12 protein-coding genes and 1 pseudogene are annotated in these 16088 nt (G+C 42.8%); 7 read left to right on the top strand and 6 right to left on the bottom strand.

Annotated features, from left to right (window positions below; translation table 11 throughout):
• Positions 1 to 128: 128 nt before the first annotated feature.
• Both gpt and ACVA53_RS24095 read right to left on the bottom strand, forming a co-directional pair.
• The gene (gene gpt / locus ACVA53_RS24100) at positions 129 to 587 is read right to left on the bottom strand and encodes a xanthine phosphoribosyltransferase (RefSeq protein WP_255040703.1); all 459 of its coding nucleotides are present in this window, start codon (positions 585 to 587) and stop codon (positions 129 to 131) included.
• Between the two features lie 53 nt (positions 588 to 640).
• Positions 641 to 1930 carry an NCS2 family permease gene (locus ACVA53_RS24095; protein ID WP_255040702.1) on the bottom strand — a complete coding sequence of 430 codons (1290 nt, stop codon included), beginning with the start codon at positions 1928 to 1930 and terminating at the stop codon, positions 641 to 643.
• 1202 nt (positions 1931 to 3132) lie between these two features.
• On the opposite strand from ACVA53_RS24095, the gene ACVA53_RS24090 reads away from it, so the two are divergent.
• Positions 3133 to 4593: an aminoacyl-histidine dipeptidase gene (locus tag ACVA53_RS24090; protein WP_255040701.1), complete on the top strand. Its 1461-nt coding sequence runs from the start codon at positions 3133 to 3135 to the stop codon at positions 4591 to 4593.
• 52 nt (positions 4594 to 4645) lie between these two features.
• Here the strand turns inward: ACVA53_RS24090 and dinB (ACVA53_RS24085) are convergent, their stop codons facing one another.
• Together dinB (ACVA53_RS24085) and dinB (ACVA53_RS24080) are read right to left on the bottom strand one after the other, a co-directional pair.
• On the bottom strand, positions 4646 to 5659 hold the full coding sequence (gene dinB / locus ACVA53_RS24085) for a DNA polymerase IV (protein ID WP_446506526.1): 1014 nt from the start codon (positions 5657 to 5659) through the stop codon (positions 4646 to 4648).
• Positions 5660 to 5824: 165 nt separating this feature from the next.
• Positions 5825 to 6877, bottom strand: a complete 1053-nt coding sequence (dinB, locus tag ACVA53_RS24080; RefSeq protein ID WP_446506524.1) for a DNA polymerase IV — start codon at positions 6875 to 6877, stop codon at positions 5825 to 5827.
• Positions 6878 to 7183: 306 nt separating this feature from the next.
• On the opposite strand from dinB (ACVA53_RS24080), the gene ACVA53_RS24075 reads away from it, so the two are divergent.
• From ACVA53_RS24075 to ACVA53_RS24065, 3 genes are read left to right on the top strand one after another with little or no spacing between them, the layout of a single operon-like run.
• The gene (locus tag ACVA53_RS24075) at positions 7184 to 8287 is read left to right on the top strand and encodes a hypothetical protein (protein WP_446506523.1); all 1104 of its coding nucleotides are present in this window, start codon (positions 7184 to 7186) and stop codon (positions 8285 to 8287) included.
• 11 nt (positions 8288 to 8298) lie between these two features.
• Positions 8299 to 9525, top strand: a complete 1227-nt coding sequence (locus tag ACVA53_RS24070; RefSeq protein WP_446506522.1) for a hypothetical protein — start codon at positions 8299 to 8301, stop codon at positions 9523 to 9525.
• Positions 9525 to 10175, top strand: coding sequence for a hypothetical protein (locus tag ACVA53_RS24065; protein WP_446506521.1), 651 nt, complete (start codon positions 9525 to 9527; stop codon positions 10173 to 10175). Before ACVA53_RS24070 ends, ACVA53_RS24065 begins: the two co-directional genes overlap by 1 nt.
• A gap of 69 nt (positions 10176 to 10244) precedes the next feature.
• On the opposite strand, the gene ACVA53_RS24060 is transcribed toward ACVA53_RS24065, so the two are convergent.
• On the bottom strand, positions 10245 to 11372 hold the full coding sequence (locus tag ACVA53_RS24060) for a hypothetical protein (protein WP_446506525.1): 1128 nt from the start codon (positions 11370 to 11372) through the stop codon (positions 10245 to 10247).
• A gap of 229 nt (positions 11373 to 11601) precedes the next feature.
• On the opposite strand from ACVA53_RS24060, the gene ACVA53_RS24055 reads away from it, so the two are divergent.
• The 3 genes from ACVA53_RS24055 (at position 11602) to ACVA53_RS24045 (ending at position 15820) form a co-directional block, all read left to right on the top strand.
• Positions 11602 to 12831: a chromosome partitioning protein ParB gene (locus ACVA53_RS24055; RefSeq protein WP_446506520.1), complete on the top strand. Its 1230-nt coding sequence runs from the start codon at positions 11602 to 11604 to the stop codon at positions 12829 to 12831.
• Positions 12832 to 13209: 378 nt separating this feature from the next.
• Positions 13210 to 13479 (top strand): hypothetical protein, encoded by a 270-nt coding sequence (locus tag ACVA53_RS24050; protein ID WP_446506519.1) that lies wholly within the window; start codon positions 13210 to 13212, stop codon positions 13477 to 13479.
• Between the two features lie 610 nt (positions 13480 to 14089).
• A complete protein-coding gene (locus ACVA53_RS24045) occupies positions 14090 to 15820 on the top strand; it encodes an ATP-dependent nuclease (protein WP_446506518.1) in 1731 nt (576 codons plus the stop codon).
• 64 nt (positions 15821 to 15884) lie between these two features.
• On the opposite strand, the pseudogene ACVA53_RS24040 reads toward ACVA53_RS24045, so the two are convergent.
• A pseudogene (locus tag ACVA53_RS24040) lies at positions 15885 to 15988 on the bottom strand (IS481 family transposase); the annotation flags it as partial.
• Between the last annotated feature and the right edge of the window lie 100 nt (positions 15989 to 16088).

Genomic DNA, 16088 nt, shown 5'->3' with positions numbered 1-16088 from the left:
AAAAATCGCGATCGCGGCCTACGGCCGCTCTCTAAAAAAGAACCCCACTTAAAAAGTGGGGTTCGTCAGCAATCTGAAGGAGCCATAGGCTCCTTTTTACTTACTCAAGTTTACTCACTCAAGCGATATTATTTTTTCGCAATTGGATCAACGTAAGTCACGGCCATGTCCCATGGCTGCTCGATCCACGTTTCCTGCGGGATGTCTACCACGTAGTCATCAACCAAGTGTTGGCCTGCAGGCTTCGCACATACGGTCACGAATTTTGCTTTCGGGTACATCTTACGGATCATTTCCGCTGTACCGCCAGTGTCCACCAGATCATCGATAACGATGAAGCCTTCACCATCACCTTCAGCTTGTTTCAGTACCGTCATCTCACGTTGGTGATCGTGGTCGTAGCTTGAGATACATACTGTATCAACATAACGAATACCAAGTTCACGCGCCAAGATTGCAGATGGAACCAAACCACCACGGCTAACGGCAATGATACCTTTCCACTGATCGGCAGGAAGTAGTTTCTCTGCTAGCTGGCGGGTATACATTTGCATGTTGTCCCAAGTGATGATGAACTTATTACTCATATCCGATGAACCTCTGAGTCAGCAGATAAACTGCTGTATGTATTTATTTACTGTTATAGAAAAATAATTTTAGCAACAAATAGGGCTGCGATAACCCAAACGCTAATATTTACATCACGACCTTTGCCACTCATCGTTTTGACGGCAGCGTAGGTGATAAAGCCAAGGCCAATACCTTCCGCGATGGAGTATGTTAACGGCATCAGTAGGCAAACTACAACTACTGGTGCTGCTTCTGTTAAGTCACGCCAGTCAACGCTAACCAAGCCAGACATCATCAAGATGGCTACGTAGAACAACGCACCTGCTGTCGCATAGGCAGGAACCATACCTGCTAGCGGTGCAAAGAACAATGCCAACAAGAATAATACGCCTACCGTCACAGCAGTCAGACCCGTACGGCCGCCCACGGCCACACCTGATACACTTTCGACGTAAGACGTGGTGTTTGAGGTACCCAGAACAGCACCAACAGACGTTGCCGTACTGTCGGCCAATAACGCACGGTTAAGACGCGGTAGCTTGCCATCCTTATCAATCAAATCAGCTTTCGTCGCGACACCGACCAAGGTGCCTGCAGTATCAAACAGGTCGACGAATAGGAACGCAAAAACAACTGAAATCAAGCCCACTTCTAGTGCGCCAGAGAAGTCCATCTGCATAAAGGTCGGAGCAATGCTAGGTGGCGCTGACATGATACCAGCATAGGTCACTTCGCCCACCAGTACGCTGATAGCCGTTACGGCCAAAATCGCAATCAATACCGCCGCTTTGTAACCACGGTGCACCAGCGCAATCGTCAGGAAGAAGCCCAGTGAAGCCATTGCTGCCGGGAAGCTTGTGAAATCACCCACCTGTACAAGAGTTGCAGGGTTATCAACAACGATGCCAGAACTTTGCAGTGCGATAAAGGCCAAGAACAAACCAATACCCGCCGAAATCCCGATCCGTAAGGCATGAGGGATCGAGTTAATGATCCACTCCCGAACCCGCAGCACACTCAAGGCAATAAAGCACAGGCCCGACAAGAAAACGGCTGCCAGAGCAACCTGCCAAGTATGGCCCATACCCAACACAACACCGTAAGTGAAGAAGGCATTTAGCCCCATACCTGGAGCCTGTGCAACCGGATAGTTAGCGACAAATCCCATGATAAAACAGCCAACAACAGCAGCAAGACAGGTCGCAACAAAAACGGCACCTTGGTCCATACCTGTTGCCGACAGCATAGATGGGTTTACAAAAATGATGTAAGCCATCGTCAAAAAGGTAGTCAGACCCGCTAGCAGCTCAGTACGAACATCAGTACCGTGCTCTTTGAGTTTAAAAAGTTTCTCAAGCATTGCTCTCGATTCCTTGGAGATATTAGCAATTGATATTGATTTATAGGATCTGCCGAGCCCGTATCCCGGATTCCACACATCATGAACATTAAAGAAATAGTAAACGATTGCGTCTCTATTTTAGGGGGCGATTATATGCTCGATTATTATCAATTTCCAGTAAATAACGTATTTATCATCAATGAATACAGGCAACCGAATAAAAAACCAACCATAAAAAACGACTAAAAATAAAAGCACTTAAAAACAACAACTTAATCAATTAACAGCATGGTTACATTTCATTCAATTACTATTTTTCACCTATGCGCAATCGTTAATATGAAGCGAAAGAGTTCTTTATTTAGCGGCTACCACTGTATGTAATCGAATACACCCAAAAGGTATGAGATAAGGTGATATAAAACACGTATTGGTATGATAGGGAGGCAGTGGTAGATGAAACGAAGGAATAAAAAAACGCCACTTCAACTTGAAGTGGCGTCAGAATGTAACTACAAACCGAAGTGCGGTTTTAAGATATTCTTAAACAAAGGGGGTGAACAAAAAAATTGACCACATAGATCTGCCCGGCCATGTAAAACCAGACAAACCACAGAATTAATAACCGAACGAGCTTGGGTATTTAAAGTTGCCAGTGTATACAGCGCGGCTGTTCCAAAATTTATTAACAGATTCAAATACTTTCATTTTATCACCTTGACTATTAAGTAATAAGTACACACGTTTTGTGTGTTAGGCCATCTTGACCTGACTTCAACTCGGTTCCTTGGAGGCGATATCTCGGGCTCATCCTAGAGCAAAATTTTCTATCGTTCGTCTTCGTTCAGAAGATGAGCTAACTATAACCTCGCCGTAATAAACTTTCAAGCATTTTCTTTAACTGCGTCACACTTTTGCCCATATTGAGTGATAGAACAACGCTTTCTGTAATTAAATTACATAATAAGGGTTCGCGGCCTCACCATTTAGAGACCAACGTGTAACCCTCCACCTATTAAACAACAACATGGATACAACATACCTTATTCAGGTGGACGCATCGCAATAGCAGCAAAGGAGGGATTTAGCTGTTACCGTTTAGGGCACAGTGGTATCCTTGAGGTTAACTGCGATAGTTAATTGTTCTGAATAACTTTGCAATATAGTTAATTTATAACCAATTTATCGACAATAACTAAAAGTTTATAAAGGAGACTGCTGTGTCTGAAATCAGTCAACTGTCACCACAGCCTGTGTGGCAATTCTTCGACCAAATCTGCTCAATCCCACACCCTTCTAAGCATGAAGAAGCCCTAGCCCAGCACATTATCCAGTTTGCTGAAGCTGAAGGCCTTGAAGTGCGCCGTGATGCTGTGGGTAATGTCTTCATCAAAAAGCCGGCGACACCGGGCATGGAAGACCGCAAAGGTGTTGTTCTTCAAGCTCACATTGATATGGTGCCGCAGAAGAACGAAGATACTGACCACGACTTCACAACAGATCCTATTCAGCCATATATTGATGGTGAGTGGGTGACGGCCAAAGGCACAACCTTGGGTGCCGATAACGGTATGGGCATGGCGGCTTGCCTTGCGGTACTGGCATCAAAAGATATCGAGCATGGTCCGTTAGAAGTCCTGCTGACCATTGATGAAGAAGCCGGTATGACGGGTGCCTTCGGTCTTGAAGAAGGTTGGCTGGAAGGCGATATCCTGCTAAACACCGACTCAGAGCAAGAAGGCGAAGTCTACATGGGCTGCGCCGGCGGTGTTGACGGCTCCCTTGTTGTTGATATCCAGCGCGATGAGACACCTGCTGATTACCAAGCAGTAAAACTAATAGTTAAAGGCCTTAAAGGCGGTCACTCAGGCTGTGATATCCACACCGGCCGTGGTAATGCCAACAAAATCCTTGGCCGCTTCCTATTTGGTCACGCCGAAGAGCTAGGCTTGCGCCTAACTTCTCTTACTGGTGGCAGCCTACGTAATGCTATCCCACGAGAAGCAAGCGCTGTTGTTGCTCTACCCGCAGAAAATGTTAACAAGCTTAATCAGTTGTTCGCTTACTACCAAGAGCTACTGACCGCTGAACTTGGCCGTGTCGAAACCGGCATCAACCTCTTTACCGAAGCGGCAGATCTTCCTGCTGATGTACTTGCAACCGCTGACCAACAGCGTTTCATCAACATGCTGAACGCTTGCCCTAACAGTGTGATCCGCATGAGCGATGATATCCAAGGTGTGGTTGAAACGTCACTGAACGTCGGTGTGATCACGACTGAAGCTGATAAAATCACGGTACTGTGCCTGATCCGCTCGCTGATCGACTCTGGCCGTAGCAATGTTGAAGGTATGCTGAAAGCTGTCGCAGCTCTTGCTGGCGCAAGTTGTGAGTTCTCCGGTACTTACCCTGGCTGGAAGCCTGATGCAGATTCTGAAGTCATGCACCTGTTTCGTAAAACGTACGAAGGCATCTATGGCCGCGTACCAAACATCATGGTGATCCACGCAGGTCTTGAGTGTGGTCTGTTCAAGAAGCCCTACCCGAACATGGATATGATTTCTTTCGGTCCAACTATCAAGTTCCCGCACTCACCGGACGAGAAAGTTCAGATCGACACCGTTGCCCTATTCTGGGAGCAAATGGTTGCGATCCTGAAGAACATTCCGGTAAAAGCATAATATTCACGGCTTAAGTGACTGATACGAAAAGCGAGCTCCTGTGGGCTCGCTTTTAAAACAACGACAGCTGTTGCGCCCGAGTACCAATCTCCAACCCAACACTGATCCCAATCAAGCGGATCTCCCTGTCCTGCTGGCGGGTCAAAGCCTCTTTCAACAGCCCAACAAACTGAGCCTTGTCCAACTTAGGCTGGGTATGCTCAACCGTGGTTTGCTGAAAGTCCGCAAACTTCACCTTTACGCCCTGCTTGGCAATATTGAGTTCAGGCCGGACCCGTTTGAGGCGCTTTTCCAATTCAGGAAACAACCGCTCTATCACTTCCCAGCATTGCTCATAACTACTGATATTTTGGGTGAAGGTTCGCTCTACCCCGACGGATTTACGTTCGCGCTCCACCACCACTTCCCGCTCATCAATCCCATGGGCACGGGACCATAGCGACTGGCCGAATTTGCCGAACTGCTGCAGCAGCAAATGCCTGTCGTATTGCTGCACATCTTTGCCGACATACAAACCTTTATCATGTAGCTTTTGGATGGTGACCTTGCCGACACCGGGGATTTTCTCAAGCTTCAAGTCAGCGACAAACTCGGGGATCTGATCGGGTGTCACAACATACTGACCATCGGGCTTATTGAGATCCGAGGCTATCTTGGCAATGAACTTAACCGGCGCAATCCCGGCTGATGCCGTCAGGTTCAGCTCCTCACGGATGGTGCGGCGGATATCTTCGGCAATCAAGGTTGCGGAGCCATGGCACAGCTCGCAGTCGGTCACATCAAGGTAGGCTTCATCGAGGGATAGCGGTTCTATTTTATCGGTATAACGCTGGAAGATTTCGCGGATCTGAATCGATACTTCCTTATAGACCGCCATCCGGCCAGATACCAACGTCAGGTGCGGGCAGAGCTGCATGGCCTTTCCGGTCGGCATCGCCGAGCGAACACCGTACTTGCGCGCCAGATAATTACAAGTGCTGATCACCCCTCGTTGCTCGGATCGCCCACCGATCGCAATAGGAATATCACGCAACTCAGGATTGTCTCGCATCTCGACCGCCGCGATGTGAAACTAACGGGTAAAAAATGTAGCCTTGAGTGTGTGAGTGAGTGAGTACTATTGAAAATATTGGATTTTCACCCATAAAAATCACTTACAAAAAGCCCTTACAAAAAATTCAGTATAAATTCCTCAACATACTGGCTTTCTGTTGATTCCTCACTTACGAAATTACAAGGGTAGACTCATCTGTTGAACATGCTCGATTGGTTCAACGCCTACACTCAGACCGACCAACCTAATCCCCCGCCCCTTGGATCTTGATAAAGCCTCCTCACACAAACTGACAAAAAAATCTTTTCCCAACTCATTGTGTTTGTGCTCAACAGTTGTCTGTTGGAAATCAGAAAACTTCAGTTTGACACCTAAACGAGAGATCTTTTTGTCTACAAGTACCTTTTGCAACCTCCCTTCTAGTTCCGAGTACAAGTTACAAATTGCCTCTATACACTCATCAATTGTATAAATATCATTCAGAAAAGTTCTTTCAACACCAACAGATTTACGCACCCTCTCAACAACTACAGGTCTATCATCGATACCATTACAGCGCTCCCAAAGAGTATTACCAAATTTCCCAAAGTGGCCGATCAAGGTGCTCTTATCAAGCTCTTTGACATCCTTACCTTTGAACAAACCCAAGTTGTTTAGCTTCTCTAATGTAACCTTCCCTACACCATTGATTTTGCCAAGATCTAAATCATCAATGAAACTCTGAATTTCATTAGGTGTAACAACGCATATACCGTTGGGTTTGTTAACATCAGAGGCAACCTTTGATACAAACTTTAGAGGCGATACTCCTGCTGACGCAGTAATTTTTAATTCACGTTCAATCGCTTGTCGAATGTCTTCTGCGATTAATGTCGCGGAACCCATAAAAAGTTGTGTGTCAGAGACATCTAAATAAGCCTCATCAAGAGAAAGAGGCTCAATAACTGATGTATAACGGCCAAATATCTCATGAATTTGCTTCGAAACCTGACGATATTTCTCCATGTTACCGGAAACAACTGTTAGATTGGGGCAAAGTTGTAGTGCCTTTGCTGTTGGCATAGCGGAACGAACACCAAATGCCCTCGCTTCATAATTACATGTAGATATCACTCCGCGACCATTCTTACCACCAATAGCCATAGGAATGTTTCGTAGTTCGGGATTGTCCCTTGCTTCAATAGCCGCATAGTAACAGTCGAGGTCTATATGTATGATTTTCCTTTGCATTTAATCCCACCAACGTACACAAAAATAGATGTCTGAAGTCAAATAATGCATCAAAGCTAATTGCACAAAACAAACCTTAAGAACACTTTCTTATTATACTGTTTATCCAACCAGTAATCGATAAAGAGATGAGAGATTTCTGTAGATAAAGCAAGGAGGCGACCTCGCTCCGCTAAACCACTACTCATTCTAACAACTAACTCAAAAGATTACCTTTTATGCATTTTTACGTAGTGCATCATTGTTGCTATGGAAATCCAGAGATAAAATATCTCGATTACTAGCAAGGAACTATAGGTCGACTCAGTGGCAGAAACTAAGAACATCGATGAAATAGCAGGTATTATCTCAAGTCGTGTTTTCTATGAACTAAAATGGGACATGAATGAAAAGACAGATTTGAACTGGGATTGCTGTATGCGTTCTCATTTGTCTGATAAGCAACTAGCAAGCGATGACCCCAAGAAAACACATCCAACAGATGTAGTTTTTTCATATGTTGATCCTTATACCAACGTTGTTCAGTACGTTCAGACTGATTTGAAATCATATGCGAAAGGAACAATTGAAAGTAAACATAGCAAAGGCATTTTGGCTGATGTCAAAAGTTTAGGTCAACAAGTCGAATGTGCTAAACGCAGTGGTAAATGGAAAGGAATGTACTTGAAGGATAAAACAAGTGATTTCAACGTTCATGGGATGCTGTTTATCTACAATCACGACAATGAATATGATGCAGAGCTTTTTGATCGTATACCAAATGTAGAAAAAGCAAGGTTTGGCCTACCTGATAAATCGTTGATGGCAATTTTTTCACCCCGATTGATCAGGTTCTTGCTAGATGTGAGTGAAAATATTGATAAACGTAGATGCATTAATGGACGAGCCAATCAGCAAACAGATCTGCTTTGGGAGAAAGTGCCAGATTATGATCAGTGCTCATTTTTCTATCCAGACAAGCACAATAAATTCGTTGCAAAAGATAAAAGTTTGCCTGCAACGCTAGAGATGATTACGTCAGGTATGCTGTTTTACTCGTATGAACATGACTTTGTACGTGCCGATACTGAAGAAGGCGAACGTCTGACTAAGAAGATCTTAAACATCTTTTGGCAGGAAGAGGTTGATACCGAAGAACACTTCATTTTTGTTCTGGAATATATTTTTAACTACCAGTTACTGCATCAATTTGATCGTATTTTCATCATTACACCGTTTTCTTCAGCTTCGGGGGATCACTTAGAAGAAGCTATCAAGTCGTATGCATTGTTGTATTCATTTACAGAAGCACAACTTAAACTAGTTACGGAAAAAGTGAAGTCATTACCGTTTGTAAATCAAACTCTTTCAATCTTCCCGTACCAAGTTGCTAGTAAGCAAGTTGGGCGTATTTGCAACTACTCAGAATAGGTGTCGTTAGCATGAACAAGTATCAAGCAACTTTATTCTCAAACGAAAGCGACATCTTTACAGCTTTGCACTCTAACAAACAGAAGATGTCTGAAACGGCGCTTCGAAAATTAGCTTTTAAACGTGGTCTGATACTTCCAAAAGAAATGGAAAGGGATCGTTTAATCGAACGTATTTCAGATCTACCGTTTTCCTATGAACATATTAGGGATATCCAAGATAAGTTAGCGTCTGAAACAAGCCAAGAACTGTACTCCGTTAAGCGTATCTATGAAGGGTTTGATATAGAAAAGCTATCAGACGTCATGGATAAGGTGATCGCAGGGCGTCCCAAAATGTTAGGTAGCGAAGATATTGAACACTGTGGATCAATATCGATGTATCACGTGAAGATCGCTTATACAGAATTTGACTTCAAGCGTGGAAAGTTCCAACAAAAGAAACTGTATGGTGGTGATATTTGGTTCATTGCTCATCAAGACTACACTTCTGTCAGGTATTCATACACAAAGCGGATTGAAGGTATCTTAGAAGAAATCATTGATACATATAAAGCTGATGTTAGTTCCGAAATAGTTGTAAATGAAATCGATATGTCTGCGGTTTTAGATGCAGATCTTCGTAATGTCTTTGCGCAGCACCTTTATGACTTTGACGGTATCTATAACACCTCTGGTTTCGAATACGCAGGCTTAGAAAAAGTTCGTGTTAGTCGTATAAAGGTTGAAGGCGACGTATATGGTCAAACAGAAGATGAAGTGATCGTAGATGAAGATGAATCAGAAAGTGCTGATGAACTAGAAGATGATATCGATGAAGAAACGCAACAAGACGATGGTGAAAACCTAACATTCAACATCGACAATGCTGCGTATGATGGACAGTCTCTTGTTAATACAAAACAGATTACTGAACTTTGTAAAGATGGTTTCTATCGAAGCAGCATCCGTTGGAAGTCAAAAGCTACCTTTCTTACCAACAATCCAATGATCGTTTTTGAACTTGGATTTGATGAAAAGTACTTAGCAAAGAACATCAAGTTCAAGGTTCTGCATAAGGAAATGACCAATGGGACAAAGGAAAAGCTAGAACAATCTGAATTCGATCAAATCATAATTAAGTTGGAAGAAAAAATATTCTTAGTCAATGACTTCATAATTGAGCAACTACGTGAAAGATATCCCGATGTAGATAGTGCAGAAGAAGAACTTGATGTGGACAAGCAGGAGGCTGGTTGATGCTCAAGGTTAAACTTTATGATACGGATCTCCCCATATCTAGGGAAGACATAGAAGAACGGATACTTCAAAAACGATACTCTGACGAGAAAGGTTTTGGCTTTGAAGTAGTTAAGAATGAAACTGACTTTGTAGCGCAGTTCATTGAGCGAACAATACGTAAGCAAGAATTTGAACTTCCCGATGGTGAGGTATCAGAAATAGAAACTGTTTCTTACATCAAGGTGAAGTTCGGTGTTAGGTTTGATACTAAACATGCTCTATACGTGATAAACCCACCACGTAGCATGAAGTACCCGTTTGAAATGATAAGAACGTTATTTGGTTCAGATAGTGGTTTGAGGCCAGTTGATCTTGATTTGAAGAAATTACTTGATGTGTTTAGTGTTAAGTATGATCACGTCATAAAGTCAATGTCTTTGTCTAACATCCAATGCGACCCTCACACTGTCGCTAAAACCAAGATAGCAAGTTCAAAAGATCTTAACCCGTTCTATCTGGAACATTACAGTGAAACTCCTGCTGTGATTGATACCGTTCACATGGTTGTGAATGGCATCGATACAGAATTGTCTAGAACAGGACGATTCCGTGTACACGACGTAAATTTGCAGGTTTTCATGCTTATGCTCGATCATTCATTTCAGTAAGCTGATAAACGCCGCTAGAGATGCTTTAGCGGCAGTATTTTACTCAAGACCCATGACCTTCTCAGCTTTTCAAATAGCTCTAAGCGCACCATAAACAATCCCGACAAAGTATTCACATAACCCAGCTCGAAAAAGTCTAGTTGAATTGGCTGCATTTTTGTAAATACGCCCCTTTGCATCTAACTCCATGACAGGGCATTCATTCCAGTGTTTGGCTGATTTACTGTAATCGAGTTGACCTAGTGCGTTGCCTGCGGCAACCAAATCATCACTTGAAACAACACCTTGGTTGATATGATGAAACGTCAAGCCAATAGCCTGCCAAATCTGCGGTGACAGATGATAGCCAGATCGATCAACTACGAACGCGGTTTTCTGTGCCTTAAGCCATGCACTCAAAAACATAGCGATTTGGCTTACACAATCTTCTGAAAGAGCCAAAGAAAGCTGCTGTCCACTTGGTAGTGTCACATCCTTAGACATTTTGCTGTACTCCTGAGTACCAATACCAGCAACTGCGCCAACGAGTAGCTTGAACAAAATGTACTGAGTTGTGATGTAAGTATCCGAGGTTTTTACATGCCTAGAGTCGAAATTCACACCACCGTAGGAGTCAAGGCTGGCCTGTTGAATTAGCTGTTCAACCTGAAGTTTTAGTGGAAATTGATCCTCCGGCAGAAAAACTTCACTTTCATTGATGTGAGGAAGATTAAGAGGAGCATCAAAAACACGGTTCTGTTTAAATAATTCAACGACTTGCAGTTCATCGATACCACTTTCGTCATCAAACACAACTCGAACCTCTACAGTCTCCATCGCGAATCGCTGTCGCAGCTCGCTCCTCTGGTTAGCTTCTTTAACGCTGAGCCGAGAACTGAATAGAAATGTTTTTTGCCCTAGTAACCTACAAATGGCAACCAACCCTAATGGGTTACCTACGATACAAGTACTAGCAGGGATATAGTACAAGTCTGAGCGTTGATGGCCCCTCTTTTCGATACGTGGTTTACCAACAACGGCGAACGTCAGCACTAACGGCAAACCTACCGCATTGTTGCTAACAACTGCTTCAAGCTCTACTTGGATATCTTGCACTCTTTCTAGGTTTTTTGCGTTCACTGCAACATCAGAAACCCAATTAAGACTCGGCAATAACCTTTTTGTAGAAAAAAAGTTTATTACTTCAACCATAGGCATAGTGGTTATGAGCGTCTTGTGTGTTCGCCCTTCATTGGCAACCAACACTCCACTAATTTTATTCTCTATATGATTCAAATGCTTTGATCCGTTTACCTGACAAGCACACTCTAAAACAAAAACAAAACTTGATCCGACAAGCACGTCGGATCAATAATTAGGGTTCGTTATTAAACCAATTTTTGCTATTGAGCACTATATTGCCACACGTCATTGTGAGGATTACCTTATGACAGCTAACTACACCAAAAACAAACAAAATGAGATCTCAGATGAAGATGTTGAGGCATCAATTATCGACACGCTGTTTGATCGTTTTGGTGAAAACGAGAACCTAACCACCTACCTTGCCAGCTCGCGACGCTTCATTGGTGATTCTAGCTCTATTCTGTCGTCTGAAATGGTTTCGAAGATATTCAAAGAAAAGTCGAAGTATTACTCTGGAGTTCGGGAAGTAAAAACAGATCTTCGACATATTGACCTATACATTACTCCTGAGCTTGCTCGCGATATGCTTCAATACTCTAGAAGAGGGGCGATTAATCCAGAGCATAAAAACCGGAAAATTAGTAAAGCCAGAGTAAAGAGTTATGCTGAGGCTATGAAGGAAAGCAAATGGTGTCTAACTGGAGAACCTATCATCATATCTAGTGAAGGAGAGATCCTTAATGGGCACCATCGCCTAGAGGCGTCATGCGAATCTCAATCAGGATTCATTGCTCCAGTCACCTATGGCGTTACAGATGATCTGTCATTTGCGCACATTGATGTAGGCAACAATAGAACTCGTTCTCAAGTACTCGAAATGGCGGGGGTTGAAGTTAGTCCGTCGGTATTATCACGGGTTGCCATGCTAGCCAAGGCGTTCGAATCGACCAAAAATCCATTTGCATTTCGCGGCACACAAGGTACGTCATACGCACCAGCACAAATACTTACCTTTGTAGAGCAAAACGTTGAACTAGCACTCTCTGTTGCTTTTGTCAGTGAGGTGGTAAAGCGACACAAATTAGAAAGCCAAGCATCAGAAGCTATTTATGCGTTTGCGCATTATCTAATAAAAAAGAAGTTGATCGAGCTACCGATGAAAAAGCTGCCACTAACTCCAGAGACCTATCTGACCAGAGTGATCTCATCGATTGGTCTAGAGTCCGAGGAGGACGTTGAGTACCAAGTACGTAACTACCTACAGTCACTAGTACATGAATCAACATCCTATGCGCTGTTGTGCAAACTTTCCGCCATATTCAAAGGCTGGAACATGCACTTAGGTCTTTCTGTTTCAGGCAATAAAGTCAGCGTTCGACGGGTTGCACGATACAAAAAAGATCAAGATGGCAACAATATCCCACTGCCTGCCTCTGGGAACATTAACGAACCGTTTACCGTTCCATGTGTGCCAAAAGGAAAAACGCCAAGGAACATTCAAAGACAAAGCAACATCCAAATTAGACGATAATCACTAGGGGAAGTGAATACTTTCCCCTACACTCCAACTGTTCTAGATGCCCCTCACATATAGGTCATTACCCGAGAGTTATAGCGGCTAGTTGACAATAACGTAGTTGATAGAAGGTATGACATACCAGCCAATGATTATGTAGTAGGCATTTTCAAGGCGGTATCCTTCGTGGCATTGTGGAATGAACTGCTACTTGCGTATACAAATGACTAGGTTTTAATGATTTATGATAGTTAATTCGACTCTTTACCATAAATGAGCATGGCAACCACCAGAAAGGAAACTAGTAGAGAGTCTGAAACTTTCCTATATAGGAAAATCCGAACCAGTTTAGGGCTAATTTTCCTATATAGCTAAATTTGAGGAGTGTAGACCGTGGGTACAGAAGAGCAATTAGTAGCATGGGGCGCATCGGAGCAGCAGGTTCAGTCTATTTCATCAGGAGCTGATCAGGCAGCAATTGAATACATTCGAGAAGCATTGCTAATGGCGTTTAATAACTCTGCTAATCAAGATGGATTTATGGTCAAAACTAACCACAATGCTCCGTTTAATGGCATGTCTCCACTAGCATATTTGGCGGAAGAGCCAGCAAGAGCAAGGCGCATCGCTGAACACTTGCTAACACTAGGCGCACCGTGGTGAATTTGTGAGGTAAACGTATAGTAGAGGCGACCGCAAATGACAGACACACAAAAAATGATTGCAAAGCTGTTTAGTCACTGGGGGCTTGGTGAAACACAGCAATCATCTCTGTTTGGCATAATTGCTGATGATAAATCGACAGCCATGTTAATACTACAGATACATGTCATGTTACGGCTGTCGTATCCAAACCATCCGCTACGTTATGAGTGGATAACTTGCTGCAATAGGAAGCTAAATGGGGAGAGACCAATCGATATAATGCTGAGAGGTTCTGGAGGTATTCAGCAGATTAGCAAGATGTTGAGGCACCAATTACTGCGATGACCAAGGCTTGGTCGTTCGTGCACATCCGCTGGTTAGCATGACTGTATCGACCAAGGTGACCTGTAGGTATCGTATCTCGAAGTTGGACAAAATTAACAAATAAGTAATTATTCATAATAATTGAGATGGCGTAGAAGACGATAACAAAAGACCAAACCTGCGCAAAATTTCTTACAACTAAACTGCCTTATCATACATTTTACTGGTTTTGTGATGTGTTAGTGCATTATTGCATCGAATTTAACTTTAATATGCCATTTATTTGATATTGATTGAGGTGCTTGTGAGACTTAAAAAACTAAAAATAAAGAACTTTCGCGGAATTGGCATAGGTACTGAGGGTGACGGCGTCGAAGTTGAGTTTGATAGCAATAATATCATTTTTATCTGTGGCGAAAACAATGCAGGAAAGTCTACGATCCTTGAAGCTTACGACATGCTGGTGACTGCTAATAGAAAAGCAAAGCTAAATGATTTCCATGAGAAAGACATCTCTAAGCCAATTGAAATTGAGGCATGGGTACAAGCTGAAACAGATTCCGATAGAGAGCATAAAGCTCTAGCAAAATTATGGGATAATAATGGGGTCGCAAAAGTCAGGAAAAAATGGCTGTCTGAAGACGCAGCCGGAGCCAAGGAGACCAAAGATCCATTAAAAGGCTGGAGTGCTGGTGGTGCTGGCGGTATGGATACCTTATTGCAAAACGCCTGTCCGACACCTGTTTGGATTAGAGGTAGTACCGCTCCTGAAGAAATATTGGCTCTTCTCCAAAGCCTCGTTCAAGAAACCATATTAAAAGCTCTATCAAGCGAGTCTGTTTACTTGAATGCTATAGAAGCTGTTGAAAAACTTGAGAAAGAAATAACAGAAAGTAAATACTCGAAGCAAATACAGAAAAATCTAAACTTAGCGCTATCAGAGGTCTTTCCTTCGTTGAAGTTCTTGTTAGGGAGTGAGGGGAATACAAACATCTCTGAGCTATTCAAAAAAAGCACCGTAGTCAGCATTGAGCAAGATGGTAAACCAGCAATGGACTTTATGACTCATGGTCACGGAGTAAGAAGACAGTTCATCGTTAGCGCACTTAGGGGTTTGGCAAAGCAGCTAGAAGAAATAAAAAAGACAGCTAAGCAGAGAAAAGCGCATAACTTTGACTTTGATACTGAAATTGGCAACGACCAAAGCAAAAGAGAAGTAAAGTCCAGAATTCTTCTTATAGAAGAACCTGAACTATACCTTCATCCTGAAGCTATCCGCTGTATCAGAGATCTGATTTATGCATTAGGTAATGACTCTGAGTTCCAAATTTTAGCGGCTACACATGCCCCTATAATGGTAGACCTCTCTAAACCTCACACCACTTTGGTCAGAGCCTGTATAAATGAAAATAAAGTCAATGAATTACATCAAGTTTCCCATGACTTATTTACATCTGATGAAAGAGATTGCATGAAGATGCTTAACTACTTTAACCCCCACGTGTGTGAAGCGTTTTTTAACGATAAGGTCGTCCTAGTTGAAGGGGATACCGAAGCTGTAGCAATACGAGCTATTATGACAAGGATGATTTCTGCGGGGTTAGCTGACGAGTCTATCCATGTTGTAAATTGTGGCACAAAAAACAATATACCATTTTTCCAGAAAGTCCTCACACACTTCAAGATATCTCACTGGATACTACACGATGTTGATTCAAGAACAGATACGAATGGAGATAAGAACAGCGCGTGGACACTTAATGAAAAAATTTGGGAAGCCATCGAGTACTCAAAAAGTAAAAATGTCAACGCTACTAGATTTACATTTGAATCTGAATTTGAAACAGGTAACGGCTATAAGTATAAAAGCGGTCTAGGTAAGCCATATAGCGCTTTCCTTGAGTGTCAAGAATGGGAATTAGATGACCTGACTAAGCAGTCTATTAAATATTTACGCTTTATTCTTAGCATAGATTCAATTGATGACGAACTGCATAGCCAAGACTATCTAGAAACGCTTGTGCAAATGAGATAATTTGTACTCTTTCAGACTTAATCTGACAGTTTCCCAGTTTTCGACTCGGTGAGCCTGTTAGATTTATCTGGGCTAAGTTCTTTTCAGCCCAGAATTTCCCGTCCTCTAATGTTTCGACAGGTGTTCTGTCGTAGCACGTTTTTCTTAATGAATATGATGATTGTTGTAGTCCCTGTGCTCACCATACGATTGTAAGCGCGTCATAAACCCCACATTCAATTAAGCTTTCCCGAAACGTATGATTTTGTTTTCATTCAAATGGAGACAG

The sequence above is a fragment of the Photobacterium sp. DNB23_23_1 genome, assembly GCF_052873815.1.
Note: the sequence above shows the minus strand (reverse complement) of the source record. Positions and strands in the feature narration are given on the sequence as shown.

What these genes read in the sequence shown, in the direction of transcription:
- ACVA53_RS24095 (WP_255040702.1), bottom strand. Translation starts at nt 1,930, where the DNA reads ATGCTTGAGAAACTTTTTAAACTCAAAGAGCACGGTACTGATGTTCGT.
- ACVA53_RS24070 (WP_446506522.1), top strand. Translation starts at nt 8,299, where the DNA reads ATGAACAAGTATCAAGCAACTTTATTCTCAAACGAAAGCGACATCTTT.
- ACVA53_RS24060 (WP_446506525.1), bottom strand. Translation starts at nt 11,372, where the DNA reads ATGCCTATGGTTGAAGTAATAAACTTTTTTTCTACAAAAAGGTTATTG.
- ACVA53_RS24055 (WP_446506520.1), top strand. Translation starts at nt 11,602, where the DNA reads ATGACAGCTAACTACACCAAAAACAAACAAAATGAGATCTCAGATGAA.
- gpt (WP_255040703.1), bottom strand. Translation starts at nt 587, where the DNA reads ATGAGTAATAAGTTCATCATCACTTGGGACAACATGCAAATGTATACC.
- dinB (WP_446506524.1), bottom strand. Translation starts at nt 6,877, where the DNA reads ATGCAAAGGAAAATCATACATATAGACCTCGACTGTTACTATGCGGCT.
- ACVA53_RS24065 (WP_446506521.1), top strand. Translation starts at nt 9,525, where the DNA reads ATGCTCAAGGTTAAACTTTATGATACGGATCTCCCCATATCTAGGGAA.